Genomic DNA, 15867 nt, shown 5'->3' with positions numbered 1-15867 from the left:
AACGAGAGCACACGAATAACAAGGGCGAATAGCGATGCATTCAGCCCATAAGGACATTGGAGCGAAACCGTGGATACAAGGGTGAAGCGCAACAAGAAGGCCTCGATTCTCAGCGACGATCCGCTCTGGTACAAGGACGCGATCATCTATCAGGTTCACATCAAGTCTTTCTTCGATGCGAACAACGACGGCATCGGCGATTTCCCCGGCCTGCTCGCGAAGCTCGACTACATCGCGGAGCTGGGCGTCGATACGATCTGGCTGTTGCCGTTCTATCCGTCGCCACGCCGCGACGACGGCTACGACATCGCCGATTACCGCAACGTGCATCCGGACTACGGCACGATCGCGGACGTCAAGCGCTTCATCCAGGAAGCGCACGCGCGCGGCATCCGCGTGATCACCGAGCTCGTCATCAATCACACGTCGGACCAGCATCCGTGGTTTCAGCGCGCGCGGCATGCGAAGCCGGGATCGAATCATCGCAACTACTACGTGTGGTCCGATACGGACAAGAAGTATGAAGAGACGCGCATCATCTTCATCGACTCGGAGCCGTCGAACTGGACGCACGATCCGCTCGCGGGCCAGTACTACTGGCATCGCTTCTATGCGCACCAGCCCGACCTGAACTTCGACAATCCCGCGGTCCTGAAGGAAGTGCTCTCCGTGATGCGCTTCTGGCTCGACATGGGCATCGACGGGCTGCGGCTGGATGCAGTGCCCTATCTCGTCGAGCGCGAAGGCACGAACAACGAGAACCTGCCCGAAACGCACGACATCCTGAAGAAGATTCGCGCGACGATCGATGCGGAGTATCCGAACCGCATGCTGCTCGCGGAAGCGAACCAGTGGCCGGAAGACGTGAAGGAATATTTCGGCGACGAGGACGAATGCCACATGGCGTTCCACTTCCCGCTGATGCCGCGCATCTACATGTCGATCGCGAGCGAGGACCGCTTTCCGATCACCGACATCATGCGTCAGACGCCCGATCTCGGCACCACGAATCAATGGGCGATCTTCCTGCGCAACCACGACGAGCTCACGCTCGAAATGGTCACGGACTCCGAGCGAGACTATCTGTGGAACACCTATGCGAGCGATCGCCGCGCGCGCCTGAACCTCGGCATTCGCCGGCGTCTCGCGCCGCTCATGGAACGCGATCGCCGCCGCATCGAACTGATCAACTCGCTGCTGCTGTCGATGCCCGGCACGCCCGTCATCTATTACGGCGACGAGCTCGGCATGGGCGACAACATCCACCTGGGCGACCGCGACGGCGTGCGCACGCCGATGCAATGGTCGTCCGATCGCAATGGCGGTTTTTCGCGCGCCGATCCCGAGCAACTGGTATTGCCGCCGGTGATGGGCTCGCTCTACGGCTATGACGCGGTGAATGTCGAATCGCAGAGCCGCGATCCGCATTCGCTGCTGAACTGGACGCGCAAGATGCTCGCGGTGCGCCGCTCGAAGCACGCGTTCGGACGCGGCACGATCCGCTTCCTGCGGCCCGCGAATCGCAAGATCCTTGCTTATTTGCGCGAGCTCGAAGGCGAGCCGCCGATTCTGTGCGTCGCGAATCTGTCGCGCGCGCCGCAGGCGGTGGAGCTCGACCTGTCGGAGTTCGATGGCTCGGTGCCGCTCGAGATGACCGCCGATTCGCCGTTCCCGGCCATCGGCAAGCTCACGTATCTGCTGACGTTCCCGCCCTACGGCTTTCTGTGGTTCCAGCTTTGCCCGGGCAACCTCCGTCCGGCGTGGGCGCAGGCGCCGTCGGAGCAGTTGCCTGAATTCGTGACGATGGTGATCCGCGCGGGACAGACCGGCCCGACGCCCGAGAACGTGCGCCTGCTCGAATCCGAAGTGCTGCCGAACTACCTGAGCAAGCGCCGCTGGTTCGCGTCGAAGGATCAGAAGCTGCATGGCGTGCGCCTCGCCGCGCTGACGACGATCGAAGGCGCGGGCTTCGCGTTCACGGAAATCGAAGCCGATGTCGGCGATCATTGCGAGCGCTACGTGCTGCCCCTTTCCATCGCGTGGGGCACGGAAACGACATCGCCGCTCTACATGCAGCTCGCGCTGGCGCGCGTGCGCCGCAACCGCAACATCGGGCATCTGACCGATGCGTTCTCGGTGCCGCAATTCACCTACGGCGTGATGCGCAAGCTGAAGGAACGAGCGGTCGTGCCGACGGTGCAAAAGAGCGAGATCCGTTTCATTCCGACCGAGCGCCTCAACGAGCTCAACTACTATCCCACCGATCTGCCCGAGATTCGCTGGCTCGCGGCCGAGCAGAGCAACAGCTCGCTCGTGATCGGCGACAAGGTCGTGCTGAAGCTCGTGCGGCGTGTCGTCGGCGGCATTCATCCCGAAGCGGAGATGAGCCGCTATCTGACGAAGCTCGGCTATGCGAACACCGGCCCGCTCTATGGCGAAGTGGTGCGTGTCGATCCGCAGGGCGTGCCGCATACGCTCGTCATTTTGCAGGGCTTTATCGACAATCAGGGTGATGCGTGGAACTACGCGCTCGACTATCTGCGCCGCACCGTCGATGAACTCGCGGTCGTGGTGGAATCGGAAGAACACACGGCGGAGCGCGATGCGCAAACCGAAGGCTTCTCGGGCTACGGCAACATCGCGGGCGTGATCGGCAAGCGGCTGGGCGAGCTGCATGTCGCGCTCGCATCGCCGACCGAAGACGAAGCCTTCGCGCCGCAACGCGCGACGCCCGAGGACGTGAAGGGCTGGATTGACGGCACGCTGAAGCTGCTCGAATCGGCGCTCGATATCCTTGCGCAGAAGATCGGCGAGTTCAACGAGCACGACCGTTTCCTCGCGCAGAGCCTGCTCGATCGCCGCGCGCTGCTCGTCGATGCCGTGAAGAAACTGGTCGCGGCCGGCGCCGATGCGCTGTGCATCCGCATTCACGGCGATTTCCATCTGGGCCAGGTGCTGATGGCGCAGGGCGATGCGTATCTGATCGACTTCGAAGGCGAACCCGCCCGTGCGCTCGAGGAGCGCCGCAGGAAGACGAGCCCGCTGCGCGACGTCGCGGGACTGCTGCGTTCGCTGTCGTATGCGAGCGCGGCCGCGCAATCGACGACCGAGAACGCGCCCGCTCAGACCGCGGATCGCAAGCGCGCGCTGTTCGAACGGCTGCGCGCCTTCGCCGAGGAGAGCTTCTTGCGGGAGTACATGGCGGCGATCGCATCGTCGCCTGAAACGATCGCGGCCGAAGACGTTTTCGAACCGTTGCTCGATCTCTTCCTGATCGAAAAGGCCGCCTACGAAATCCGCTACGAAGCAGCGAACCGGCCGACCTGGATCGGCCTTCCGTTGCGGGGTCTCGCGTCGCTCGCGAGCCGCTTGCTGGGAGACACGGGCGAGCCGCCCGCTCCGGGCACGCGACCCGTATTCGGAGCAACCAAGGACAATCCGGATGGAACCCACCATGAACAATCGTAGCGATCCGGCGGATTCCAGAAATCCCGCGCACGGACTCAATCCGCTCGACATCGACGCGCTCGTCGAGGCAAGGCATCCCGACCCGTTCTCGATGCTCGGCCTGCATGAAACCGATCGGGGACATGTCGTGCGCGTGTTCCTGCCGGGCGCATCATCGGTGAGCGTGACGGATTCGGGCAACGGCGAGCACATCGGCTCGCTCGCGCGCATCCACGATGCGGGTCTCTACGCGGGCTTCGTCGAACGGCCGACGGCGTATCGCCTGCAGGTCGACTGGCACGGCACGCCGCAGGAAACGCACGACACGTATTCGTTCGGCCCCGTGCTGTCCGATGAATGGCTCGATCGCCTCTCGCAGGCGGACCCGTATGCGGTGCTCGAATGCCTCGGCTCGCGGCCGGTTACGCACGGCAATGTCGCGGGCGTGCGCTTCGCGGTGTGGGCGCCGAATGCGCGGCGCGTATCCGTGGTCGGCGACTTCAACACATGGGATGGACGGCGGCATCCGATGCGCCTGCGTCACGGCGCGGGCGTGTGGGAGCTGTTCATTCCGGGCATCGGCGCGGGCACGCGCTACAAGTACGAGATCGTCACGCGCGATGGCCACACGCTGCCGCTGAAGGCCGATCCCTGCGCGATGCAGAGCGAGAAGCCGCCGTCGACGGCATCGGTGGTCGCGGATGCGGATGCGATCGATCACTACGCATGGACCGATGCCGACTGGATGAGCACGCGCGGCGGCAAGCAGACGCCGCAATCGCCGATCACCATTTACGAGGCGCACGCCGAATCGTGGCTGCGCGTGCCGGAGGAAGCCAATCGCGGCATGAACTGGCACGAGCTTGCCGAGCGCCTGATTCCGTATGCGAAGGGCATGGGCTTCACGCACCTCGAATTCATGCCGATCGCGGAGCATCCGTTCGGCGGCTCGTGGGGTTATCAGCCGCTCGGGCAGTTCGCGCCGTCCGCGCGCTTCGGCACGCCGGAGCAGTTCGCGGAGTTCGTGAACCGCGCGCACGAGGCGGGGCTCGGCGTGATCATCGACTGGGTGCCGGCGCATTTTCCGAACGACGCGCACGGTCTCGTGCAGTTCGACGGCACGCCGCTCTACGAACATGCGGACCCGCGCGAAGGCTATCACCAGGACTGGAACACGATGATCTACAACCTCGGCCGCAACGAGGTGAGCGCGTTCCTGATTGCGTCGGGGCTTGCGTGGCTGAAGCGTTATCACATCGACGGATTGCGCGTCGATGCGGTTGCGTCGATGCTGTATCGCGACTATTCGCGCAAGGCGGGCGAGTGGGTGCCGAATATATACGGCGGGCGTGAGAATCTCGAATCGATCGCGTTTTTGAAGCGCCTGAATCATGAAGTGCGGCAGATTCCGGGCGCGATCACGGTGGCGGAGGAATCGACTGCATGGCCGGGCGTGACGGCGAATGTCGAGAGCGGTGGCCTCGGCTTCGACTTCAAGTGGAACATGGGCTGGATGCACGACACGCTGCATTACATGCAGGAGGATCCGGTTTATCGGCAGTATCACCATCATCTCTATACGTTCGGGATGGTGTATGCGTATTCCGAGCGCTTCGTGCTGCCCTTGTCGCATGATGAAGTGGTGCACGGCAAGGGGTCGCTCATCAACAAGATGCCGGGCGACCGGTGGCAGAAGTTCGCCAATCTGCGCGCGTATTACGGCTTCATGTGGACGCATCCGGGCAAGAAGCTTTTGTTCATGGGCGGCGAATTCGGGCAGTTCGCGGAGTTCAATCACGATGAATCGCCGCATTGGCATCTGCTCGACGATTCGCTGCATGGCGGTTTGCAGAAGCTCGTGCGCGATCTGAATCATCTCTATACGAGCGAGCCTGCGTTGCACAAGCTGGACAGCGATGCGCGCGGATTCGAGTGGATCGTCGGTGATGACAATGCGAACAGCGTGTATGCGTATCGGCGCACGGATGCCGAAGGGCATGATCTTGTCGTCGTGTGCAATATGACGCCGGTGCCTCGGCTGGCTTATCGGATTGGATTGCCGCGGCGCGGGCGTTGGAGTGAGGTGTTCAATTCGGATGCGGCCATTTATGGCGGATCGAATACGGGGAACGGCGGGGTCATTCATTCGGATGACTATCCGAGTCATGGGAAGGAACAGTCGGCGGCGTTGACCTTGCCGCCGTTGGCGACGATTGTTTTGCGAGCGGATTGAGGGTTTTTTGCGCGGGGCTTTCGTGGAATCCTGATTTCATGTCGGTCTATTAGCACTGCCCCTCCCCGGGGCGGGGGTCACTTTCTTTGCTGCTGCAAAGAAAGTAACCAAAGAAAGCAGCTTCTCACCGCCCGCGGTCACACGCAGTTTGGCCATGCTTGCCAGCCGCACGTGGCACTCGCCTAAGTGTGGCTCTCATAGGCCCCATCGGGCTTGGATCGCGCACGGTCTGACGCGCTATAAGTTATAGCGCGCTGGTTCAGCACCAAAGAGCTTCGGCACTGCGCTACGCGCTGCCGTTGGGTCCGCAAGGGAAACCAACGGAGAACATGTGCAGTGCATTGAGATGGCGGTGTTTGCAAAGAAGCACGCGCCGACCCGATTGACCGGTCGGCCGCGAAGCGGGCCGGAGCTCTTTGGTGCTGAACCAGTGTGTTCTGTGGTGCGATGTGTCAGACCGTGCGCGAGCCAAGCCCGGTATGTCCTTCGAGGGCGACACTTAGGCGAGTGCCACTGCGGGCTGGCAAGCATGGCCAAACTACGTGTGACCGCGGGCCTGAACGAGCTGCTTTCTTTGGTTACTTTCTTTGCAGCAGCAAAGAAAGTGACCCCCGCCCCGGGGAGGGGCAGTGCTAATAGACCGACGCGAAATCAGGACTTCACGACAACAAGCCAGAACCCAAAAGCGCGCTACCGCACAGACAAACAACCGCAGCAAATAACCCCTCAACAACCCAAAACCACCCCCGAAACAAAGGCATAAACTTACCGAACCGCCAAAAAAAGGCAAAAAACCAAAGGACCGCCCACATGGCAAATGCACTCCCCGACAAGTTGCTCCCGGGCGCACCCTACCCGCTCGGAGCCAACTGGGACGGTCTGGGCGTCAACTTCGCGGTATTTTCATCGAACGCGCACCGCATCGAGGTCTGTCTCTTCGACAGCACCGGCCGCAAGGAGCTAATGCGTTTCGATCTGCCCGAGTGCACCGATGAAATCTGGCACGGCTACCTCCCCGGTGCGCATCCCGGCACCGTCTACGGTTTCCGCGCGCACGGCCCGTATCAGCCGCAACAGGGGCATCGCTTCAATCCGCACAAGCTGCTGCTCGACCCCTACGCCAAAAAGCTCGTCGGTCCGTGGCGCTGGTCGGACGCGCTCTTCGGCTATCGCGTGCATTCGAACCGGCTCGACATGTCGATGGATCGCCGCGACTCCGCGCCCGCAATGCCCAAGTGCATCGTCACCGACGACGCCTTCGACTGGTCGCGCGACGTGCGCCCCGACACGCCATGGGGCGAAACCATCGTCTACGAAACGCACGTGCGCGGCACATCGATGATGCGCAACGACATCCGCCAGCACGAACGCGGAACGTTCGCGGCGCTCTCGTCGCCGTGGTTCATCGAGCACTTGCAGAAGCTCGGCATCACCGCCGTCGAGTTCCTGCCGGTGCACGCGTTTCTGAACGACCGCTTTCTCGTCGAGCGCAGTCTCAAGAACTACTGGGGCTACAACACCGCCGCGTTCTTCGCGCCCGAGCCTTCTTATCTCTCGACGCATCGTCTGAACGAAATGCGCATCGCCGTGCGCCAGTTGCACGCGGCGGGCATCGAAGTGTTTCTCGACGTCGTCTACAACCACACGTGCGAAGGCAACGAACTCGGGCCCACCGTCTCGTGGCGCGGCCTCGACAACGCAAGCTATTACCGCCTCATTCCCGGCGACGAACGCCACTACATCAACGAGACCGGCTGCGGCAATACGCTGAACCTGTCGCATCCGCGCGTGCTGCAGATGGTGATGGATTCGCTGCGCTACTGGAGCACCGCGTTCAACATCGACGGCTTCCGTTTCGATCTCGGCGTGACGCTCGGCCGCGAAGGACACGGCTTCGATCCGGGCTCGGGCTTCTTCGACGCAGTCCGCCAGGACCCGGTCCTGTCCACGCGCAAGCTCATCTCCGAGCCGTGGGACATCGGGCCGGACGGCTATCAGGTCGGCAATCATCCGCCGGGATTCGCCGAATGGAACGACAAGTATCGCGATGGCGTGCGGCGTTTCTGGCGCGGCGATTCCGGCATGCGCCCCGATCTCGCCGCGCGCCTCACCGGCTCCGCGGAACTCTTCAATCGCCGCTTCAGGAAACCGTGGGCGTCGGTGAACTTCGTCGCGTCGCATGACGGTTTCACGCTCGCCGATGTCACCGCCTATTCGCACAAGCACAACGAAGCGAATCAGGAAGGCAACAACGACGGCCACAACGAAAACTGCAGCGCGAACTGGGGCGTCGAAGGCCCCACCGACGACCCCGCGATCCTCGAAGTGCGCGCACGTCTCGCCCGCTCGATGGCCGCGACGACATTGCTCTCGCTCGGCACGCCGATGCTCCTCGCCGGCGACGAGTTCGGCCGCACCCAGCAGGGCAACAACAACGCCTATTGCCAGGACAACGAGATTTCCTGGCTCGACTGGGACGCGGCGCAGAGCCCGCAAGGCGTCGAGATGACGGCGTTCGTCGCAAGGGTTATTGCACTGCGCAAAAACTACCCGGTGCTGCGCGAAACGCGCTTCCTTTACGGCGACCGCGAAGTGCTGCCGGGACTCTACGATGTGAGCTGGTTCGATGAACGCGGCAACGCGCTCGCGATCGAAGCATGGCAGGACCCCGAAGGCCGCGCGCTCACGCTGCGGCGCGCCGGCCCGGGCATCGACGGCGAAATCGACGTGCTGCTCATCATGTTCAATGCATCGTCGCAGGCGCTCGTGTTCACGCCGCCCGCGCCGCACTTGGAATGGAACGTGCTCCTTGATAGCGCGGAGCCCGACTCCGTGACGCGGCCGCTCGTCGGCAGCGAAGTGGAACTGGCGCCGCACAGCATCGTGGTGATGCTGGCCGAGCCGACCGGCGAGGCGGACTGGCAGGCGGTCTGGATGGCGGGCGCGCATCAGGGTCCGCGCCTTCTGACGGCGCTGCCGCCCGATCCCGGCACGATTGCGTCGCATCGTGAGCCTGAAACCGATTCGCCCCACTGACACTCGCAGTCCATCGCAGCAATACAGGCAGGAAATCATGTCCGAACGTCCGATCGATCCGCACAAGCATCATCATGCGTATTGCCTTCCTTTCGGCGCTCATCTGACGGGCGCAGTGCGCGAGAATCCGCGCACGCGCTTTCGTTTCTGGGCGCCATCGCGCGATGCCGTGCAAGTGGAAATCCAGCGCGCGGGCGGCGCGCCCGAACTCGTCGACATGCAGTCGACCGGCGACGGCTGGTTCGAAGCCGAAGCCGACGGCGGCGCGGGCACGCTGTATCGCTATCGGCTGGACAAGGATCTCGCCGTGCCCGACCCCGCTTCGCGTTTTCAGCCGCAGGACGTGCACGGTCCGAGCGAAGTCGTCGATCCGCGCGCATATCGCTGGACGCACACGAACTGGCACGGCAGGCCGTGGGAAGAAACCGTGCTGTACGAACTGCATGTCGGCGCGATGGGCGGTTTCGCGGGCGTCACCGCGCGTCTGCCCGAGCTCGCGCAACTGGGCGTGACGGCCATCGAACTGATGCCGCTCAACGATTTCTCCGGCACGCGCAACTGGGGCTACGACGGCGTGCTGCCCTACGCGCCCGACTCGGCGTATGGCCGTCCCGAGGATCTGAAGAAGCTCGTCGATACCGCGCATGGTCTCGGCCTGATGGTCTTTCTCGATGTGGTCTACAACCACTTCGGCCCGGACGGCAACTATCTGAACGCGTATGCGAAAACCTTTTTCCGTGAAGGCGTGCACACGCCGTGGGGCCCGGCGATCGATTTCGAGCGCCCGCAAGTGCGCGATCTTTTCTTCGACAATGCCCTGTATTGGCTCAACGAATACCGTTTCGATGGCCTGCGCCTCGATGCGGTGCACGCGATCAACGACGACGAATGGCTGCGCGAGCTCGCGCAACGCGTGCGCAGTTCGGTCGAGGCGAGCCGTCATGTGCATCTCGTGCTGGAGAACGAGCACAACACGGCGAATCTGCTCGAAACGCATTTCGACGCGCAATGGAACGACGACGCGCACAACACGCTGCACGTCCTGCTGACCGGCGAGGACGAGAGCTACTACGGCGCGTATTGCGACAAGCCGATCGAAAAGCTCGCGCGCGTGCTGACGGAAGGTTTCGCGTATCAGGGCGATCCGTCGCCGATACACGACGGCAAGCCACGCGGCGAAACGAGCGCGCATCTGCCGCCGACGCGCTTCGTGATGTTTCTGCAAAACCACGATCAGATCGGCAACCGCGCAATGGGCGATCGCCTGCGCTCGCTGACCGACGACGAGTCGCTCTTCGCCGCGACGGGCCTGCTGCTGCTGTCGCCGCAGATTCCACTGCTCTTCATGGAAGAGCAATACGGATCGAAGCAGCCGTTCCTGTTCTTCACCGACTATCACGATCAGCTCGCCGACGCGGTGCGCGAAGGCCGCCGCAAGGAGTTTGCGAAGTTCTCCGCATTCACCGATGAAAAGCGCCGCGCGCAGATTCCCGATCCGAACGACGCGAAGACCTTCGAGATGTCGTCGCCGAAGCTGTCGGACAAACAGGACGAAGCGGACCGGCTCGAATGGCTGCACTTCTATCGCTCGGCGCTTACGGTGCGCGCGAAGCTCGTGACGCCGCGTCTGAAGGGCGCGAAATCGCTCGGAGCGGATGTACTCGGCGACAAGGCGCTCGTCGCGCGCTGGAAGCTCGGCGACGGCGAGACGCTGAGCGTCGCGCTGAATCTCGGCGAGAGCGCCATCGCGTTGAAGGAGCAGCCGCCGGGCAAGCTCATCTTCGAGACGCCGGCGCGCGCACAGGATCGCGCGCGTGACGGCGAACTCGGCGGCCGCACGTTCCTCGCATGGGTCACCGGCGAGGTGAACGAATACGCGATCGCGCACGACGCGCGCCGCTTCGAACCGGCATCGGCCGAAGGGAAGGTCTCGTGAGCGCCGCCGCCAGCAACCCGAACGACACGAAGGCCGCGCGCCCCGTGAGCAGCATCGAGGCGCTCGCGGAACGCGCGGGCTTCGAGATCGAATGGAAAGACGCGCACAAGATAATGCAGCGCGTGCCGGAGACTACACTGCGCAGCCTGCTCGAAAAACTCGGCCTGCCGTGCGGCAACGCCACGCAGATCAGGCAGAGCATGGCCGCCGTCGATGCCGAGATGAGCGGGCGCAAGCTGCCGCCGCTCATCACCGCCGAAGTGGATCGCGGCATTGCGCTGCCGGTGTCGGCGGCAAAATCGGGGGCGCGCTATCGCATCGAACTGGAAAGCGGCGCGGTCATCGACGGGCGGTTCACGTCGCCCAAGGGCGAGATCGCGCTGCTCTCGCCGATCGCGGAGCCGGGCTATCACACGCTCGTCATCAACGACCATCACACGACGCTCGCGGTCGCGCCCGCGCGCTGCTACACGATCGACGATGCGTGGCGCACGCTCGACGAAGACGCGGCGAACTCGACTCACGCGCCGCCGCTGTGGGGCGTCGCGGCGCAGGTGTACGGCTTGCGGCGCAACGGCGATGGCGGCATCGGCGATTTCACGGCGCTGGCGTCGCTCGCGACGCAGACCGCGAAGCGCGGCGGACATGCGGTCGCGATCAGCCCGATGCACGCGATGTTCAGCGCCGAGCCGGACAAGTTCAGCCCGTATTCGCCGTCGTCGCGGCTCTTTCTCAACATCGCTCATGTCGATCCCGCCGCCGTACTCGGCGCGCCCGCCGCGCGTGCGGCAATCGAGAAAGCGGGCGTGGCGCACGAGCTCGCCGAACTCGAAGGGCTTGCGCTGATCGACTGGCCGCGCGCATCGAAGGCGCGGCTCGCGATCCTGCGCGCGCTCTTCGATACCTTCTCCGAAGACCGCGATTCGCCCTTCGCGAAGGACTTCGCCGATTTCGTCGATAAAGGCGGCCGCCCGCTCGAAGATCATGCGCGCTTCGAAGCGCTGCAGGCCGCGCAGATCGCTGCGAACGGCGAAGGTCACTGGCGCAACTGGCCCGAAGCCTTGCGCGATCCGCGCAGCGCCGAAGTGACGGAATTCGCGAACGCCAATCGGCGCGAAGTCGATTTTTATCTCTTCACGCAATGGCTCGCCGCGAAGGGACTCATGCACGCGCAGCACGCCGCACGCGACGCGGGCATGGCCGTGGGCCTCGTCGCGGACCTCGCGGTCGGTTGCGACAGCGCGGGCAGTCACGCGTGGTCGTATCGCGAGGAGATGCTCACGGGCGTGTCCGTCGGCGCGCCGCCCGATCTCTTTAATCAGGCGGGGCAGTCGTGGGGACTCACGACCTTCTCGCCGCGCGCGATGCGCACGCAGGGTTTCGCGGCGTTCATCGACATGCTGCGCTGTGCGTTCGCGCGCGCGGGCGGCATCCGCATCGATCATATTCTCGGCTTGCGCAGGCTCTGGCTCGTGCCCGAGGGCGAAAGCGCGAAGGACGGCGCGTATCTGCGCTATCCGCTGGAGGACATGCTGCGGCTCATCGCGCTGGAATCGTGGCGGCATCGCGCGATCGTGGTCGGCGAGGATCTCGGCACCGTGCCGCCCGGCTTTACGGAGCGCTTGCAGGAGCACGGCTTGCTGGGCATTCGCGTGCTGTGGTTCGAACGCGAAGTGGACGGCCCGGGCTTCAAGCCGCCGCGCGAATGGGACAGCGGCGTCACCGCGACGACGACGACACATGACCTGCCGACCGTCACCGGATGGTGGCGCGGCGAGGACATCGTGTGGCGCTCGAAGATCGGCCAGACGATGGCGCGCGCGGATGGCCGCGACGCCGTCGAAGTGGCGCTCGAAGAGCGTGGCGGCGATCGCGAGAATTTGTGGCGCGCGTTCCAGGACGCGGGCATCGCACCGGACGACGTGGGTGCGCCCGACATCGACAATGCGCCCGTCGATGAAGCGCTCGCCTTCGTCGCCGCGACGCCCGCGCCGCTCGTCACGTATCCGCTCGAAGACCTGCTCGCGCTCGCGGAGCAGCCGAACCTGCCGGGCTCGATCGACGAGCATCCGAACTGGCGCAGGCGGCTCGCCCTGCCCGTCGACGAGCTGTTTCTCGACGATGCATTTTCGGACCGCCTGCTCGCCGTCGACACTGCGCGCAAGCGCTCCGTGCAACCGAACGAACACACATCGAAACCCGAATCACCATGACCGTACCGCGTTCCACGCTCAGGCTTCAGCTTCATAAGGGCTTCACTTTCGACGATGCCGCCGCGCAAGTGGACTACTTCGCGCGGCTCGGCGTGAGTCACGCCTACGTGTCGCCGATCACGACCGCGACCGCCGGCTCCACGCACGGGTATGACGTCGTGGACTACACGTTGGTCAATCCCGAACTGGGCGGCGAAGACGGTTTGCGGCGCTTCGTCGAGAAGCTGCGCGCGCACGAGATGGGACTGATCGTCGATATCGTGCCGAATCACATGGGCGTCGGCGGATCGGAAAACGCATGGTGGCAGGACATTCTCGAATGGGGCCGGCACGCCGCGCACGCGCGATTCTTCGACGTCGACTGGCATTCCCCCGATCCCGCGTTGCGCGGCAAGGTGCTCGCGCCGTTTCTCGGCGGCGCCTATGGCGACGAGTTGCAGAACGGCAAGATCCGGCTCGCGTATCGCGCGGACGAAGGGCGTTTCGTCATCGAGTATTACTCGAACGTGTTTCCGGTTTGCCCGGTCGATTACCCCGCCGTGTTTCAGGAAGCGCCGGAGCTTGCGCAACGCTTTGTCGGCCTGACGACGCAGCCGACCGATCAACCGCGCGCCGCCGATGCGCGCACCGCGCTCGTCACCATCGCGCAGACCGAGGGCGGCCGTGCCGCGATCGAAGCGATCCTCGCCGCACACGCGCCGGACACGCCCGCGGGCCGCGACCGGCTGCATCGGCTGCTGGAGCGCCAGCATTACCGGCTCGCATGGTGGCGCACCGCTGCCGACGAAGTGAACTGGCGGCGCTTCTTCGACGTGAGCACGCTGGGCGGCGTGCGCGTCGAGCGGCCCGAGGTGTTCGAGGCATCGCATGCGCTGATTTTCAGGCTCTTCACCGAAGGTCTGATCGATGGCGTGCGAGTCGATCACGTCGATGGTCTCGCCGAGCCGCGCGAGTATTGCCAGCGCCTGCGAACGCGGCTGGAAGAGCTGTCGCAAGAGCGTCCCGAGGCGTTGCGGCACGGCAATGGGCACACGTATTTCGTCGTCGAGAAGATACTCGCGCGAGGCGAACCGTTGCGCCGCGAGTGGCAGGTCGATGGAACGACCGGCTACGACTTCATGAACGATGTCGGCGCGCTGCTGCACGATCCGGCGGGCGCGCAGCCGCTCGCCGCACTGTGGGCCGAGGTCACGGGCAAGAGCGCGTCTTTCGCCGATGAAGCGCTCGCCGCGCGCCGCAAGATACTCGCGGAGAATCTGTCGGCCGAACTGGACCGCGTGACGCGCGCGTTGCATCGCATCGCGCGGGATGCGCACACCACGCGGGATTTCACGTTCACGTCGATCAGGCGCGCGGTCGCCGAACTCGTCGTGCAGTTTCCGGTGTATCGCATCTATCCCGTGAGCGGCGTGCGCAGCCCCGAGGACGAACACTTCTTCTCGCAGGCGCTCGAAGCCGCGCGCGCCGTGCTTGCGCGCGCGGATCATGTCGTGCTCGATCAGGTCGCGCAATGGCTCGGCGGCAAGCTGCCCGATGAATTGCCGCCGCCGCCGGAGCGCAACGAACGTCCCGAGCGTGGACGGGATCGCGCCGCGGAGCGCAATCGCGAGCGCGATCGCAATCAGGCGCCGGCGACGCAGACGCCGCCGTCATCGAGCGGCTCGCAGCGTCGCGCGGCGCAGACGCTGTTCTCGCAACTCACATCGCCGGTGGCGGCGAAGGCCGTCGAGGATACGGCGTGTTATCGCTACGGACGCCTTATTTCGCGCAATGAAGTCGGCGCGGATCCGGGCGAGTTCGCGCTGTCCGTCGATGCGTTTCACGCGGGCAATCGAGAACGCTTCGATGCGTTTCCGCACGCGATGCTCTGCACGGCGACGCACGATCACAAGCGCGGCGAGGATGTGCGCGCGCGCATCGCGGCGTTGAGCGAGATTCCCGATGAATGGGCCGCGACGCTTCGGCAATGGTCCACCTTGAACACGCCGTTGCGACGTGGCCCGAGCGGCGGACACGGCGAGACGAGCGATGTCAATGACTGGGCGCCGGGACCGGCCGCGGAGGCGATGCTGTATCAGACGCTCGTCGGCTGCTGGCCGATGACGCTCGAACCCGACGACGAGGCGGGCGTTCACGCGCTCGCGGAGCGTGTCGCGGGATGGCAACTGAAGTCGTTGCGCGAGGCGAAGTTGCGCACGAGCTGGTTCGCCCCCGATGAAGCGTATGAGAATGCGTGCAAGGATTTTCTCTTCGATATCGTCGCGCCGCAGCGGCGCAATGGCTTCCTGCAGGAGTTGTCGGCGTTCGTCGCGCGCATCGGACCGCTCGGTGCGATCAACAGTTTCCAGCAGACGCTTTTGCGACTGACATCGCCGGGTGTGCCGGATCTTTATCAGGGCACGGAGTTGTGGGACTTTAGTCTCGTGGACCCGGACAATCGCCGGCCTGTCGATTATGAATTGCGTCGGCAGTGGCTCGCTGAGGTCGAAGAGAAAGGACCGCCTTCGGAGCAGCTCGCGAACTGGCGCGACGGGCGTGTGAAGCTGTCGCTCGTGAGGCGGGCTTTGGCCTTGCGCAAGCATTGCGAGTCGTTGTTCGCTCAGGGCGAGTATGTGGCGCTCGACGTGCAGGGCGAGCATGCGGGGCGGGTGATTGCGTATGCGCGGCATGCGGGGAGCGCGTATGCAATCGTGATTGCTACGCGGCTCGCGGCGCCGTTGTTAGGCGCGGGATGTGACGTGCCGATCGTCGAGCCGGAGCGTTGGGGGGATACTTCGGTCGTGCTTCCCGAAGCGCTGCATTCGCGTGCGTTGTTCGACTGGTTGAGTCCGAATGCGCCCAAGGCTGAGGGTGAGAGGTTGTTTTTGCGTGATGCGTTGGCGGCGATGCCGGTGGCTCTGCTCGTTGAGGAAGGTGTGCCGAAGGTTTGAGGGGTTGGGTTGGGTCGTGCGTTCGCGCGTTCTTCTCGCGTGGAATCCTGTGTTGGTGTCGGTCTATTGGCT

General features: G+C 64.3%; 6 protein-coding genes. All 6 read left to right on the top strand.

Annotated elements, in window-relative coordinates:
• Nucleotides 1–81 precede the first annotated feature (81 nt).
• The 6 genes from treS (at nucleotide 82) to treY (ending at nucleotide 15795) form a co-directional block, all read left to right on the top strand.
• Nucleotides 82–3468 (top strand): maltose alpha-D-glucosyltransferase, encoded by a 3387-nt coding sequence (gene treS, locus PQR08_RS20675; RefSeq protein WP_250484382.1) that lies wholly within the window; start codon nucleotides 82–84, stop codon nucleotides 3466–3468.
• Nucleotides 3455–5680: a 1,4-alpha-glucan branching protein GlgB gene (gene glgB, locus PQR08_RS20670; protein WP_250484316.1), complete on the top strand. Its 2226-nt coding sequence runs from the start codon at nucleotides 3455–3457 to the stop codon at nucleotides 5678–5680. The genes treS and glgB overlap by 14 nt, the downstream gene beginning before the upstream one ends.
• 810 nt (nucleotides 5681–6490) lie before the next feature.
• Nucleotides 6491–8716, top strand: a complete 2226-nt coding sequence (gene glgX / locus PQR08_RS20665) for a glycogen debranching protein GlgX (protein WP_250484315.1) — start codon at nucleotides 6491–6493, stop codon at nucleotides 8714–8716.
• A 37-nt stretch (nucleotides 8717–8753) separates the two neighbouring features.
• Nucleotides 8754–10652: a malto-oligosyltrehalose trehalohydrolase gene (gene treZ / locus PQR08_RS20660; protein ID WP_250484314.1), complete on the top strand. Its 1899-nt coding sequence runs from the start codon at nucleotides 8754–8756 to the stop codon at nucleotides 10650–10652.
• Nucleotides 10649–12865, top strand: a complete 2217-nt coding sequence (malQ, locus tag PQR08_RS20655; RefSeq protein WP_250484313.1) for a 4-alpha-glucanotransferase — start codon at nucleotides 10649–10651, stop codon at nucleotides 12863–12865. The genes treZ and malQ overlap by 4 nt, the downstream gene beginning before the upstream one ends.
• Entirely contained in the window at nucleotides 12862–15795 is a 2934-nt protein-coding gene (gene treY, locus PQR08_RS20650) for a malto-oligosyltrehalose synthase (RefSeq protein ID WP_250484312.1), read from the top strand. Before malQ ends, treY begins: the two co-directional genes overlap by 4 nt.
• Nucleotides 15796–15867: the final 72 nt, after the last annotated feature.

It is taken from the genome of Caballeronia jiangsuensis (assembly GCF_046030135.1).
GTDB lineage: Bacteria > Pseudomonadota > Gammaproteobacteria > Burkholderiales > Burkholderiaceae > Caballeronia > Caballeronia jiangsuensis.
The sequence above is the reverse complement of the archived record's forward strand: the minus strand, read 5'-3'. Positions and strand labels throughout refer to the sequence as shown.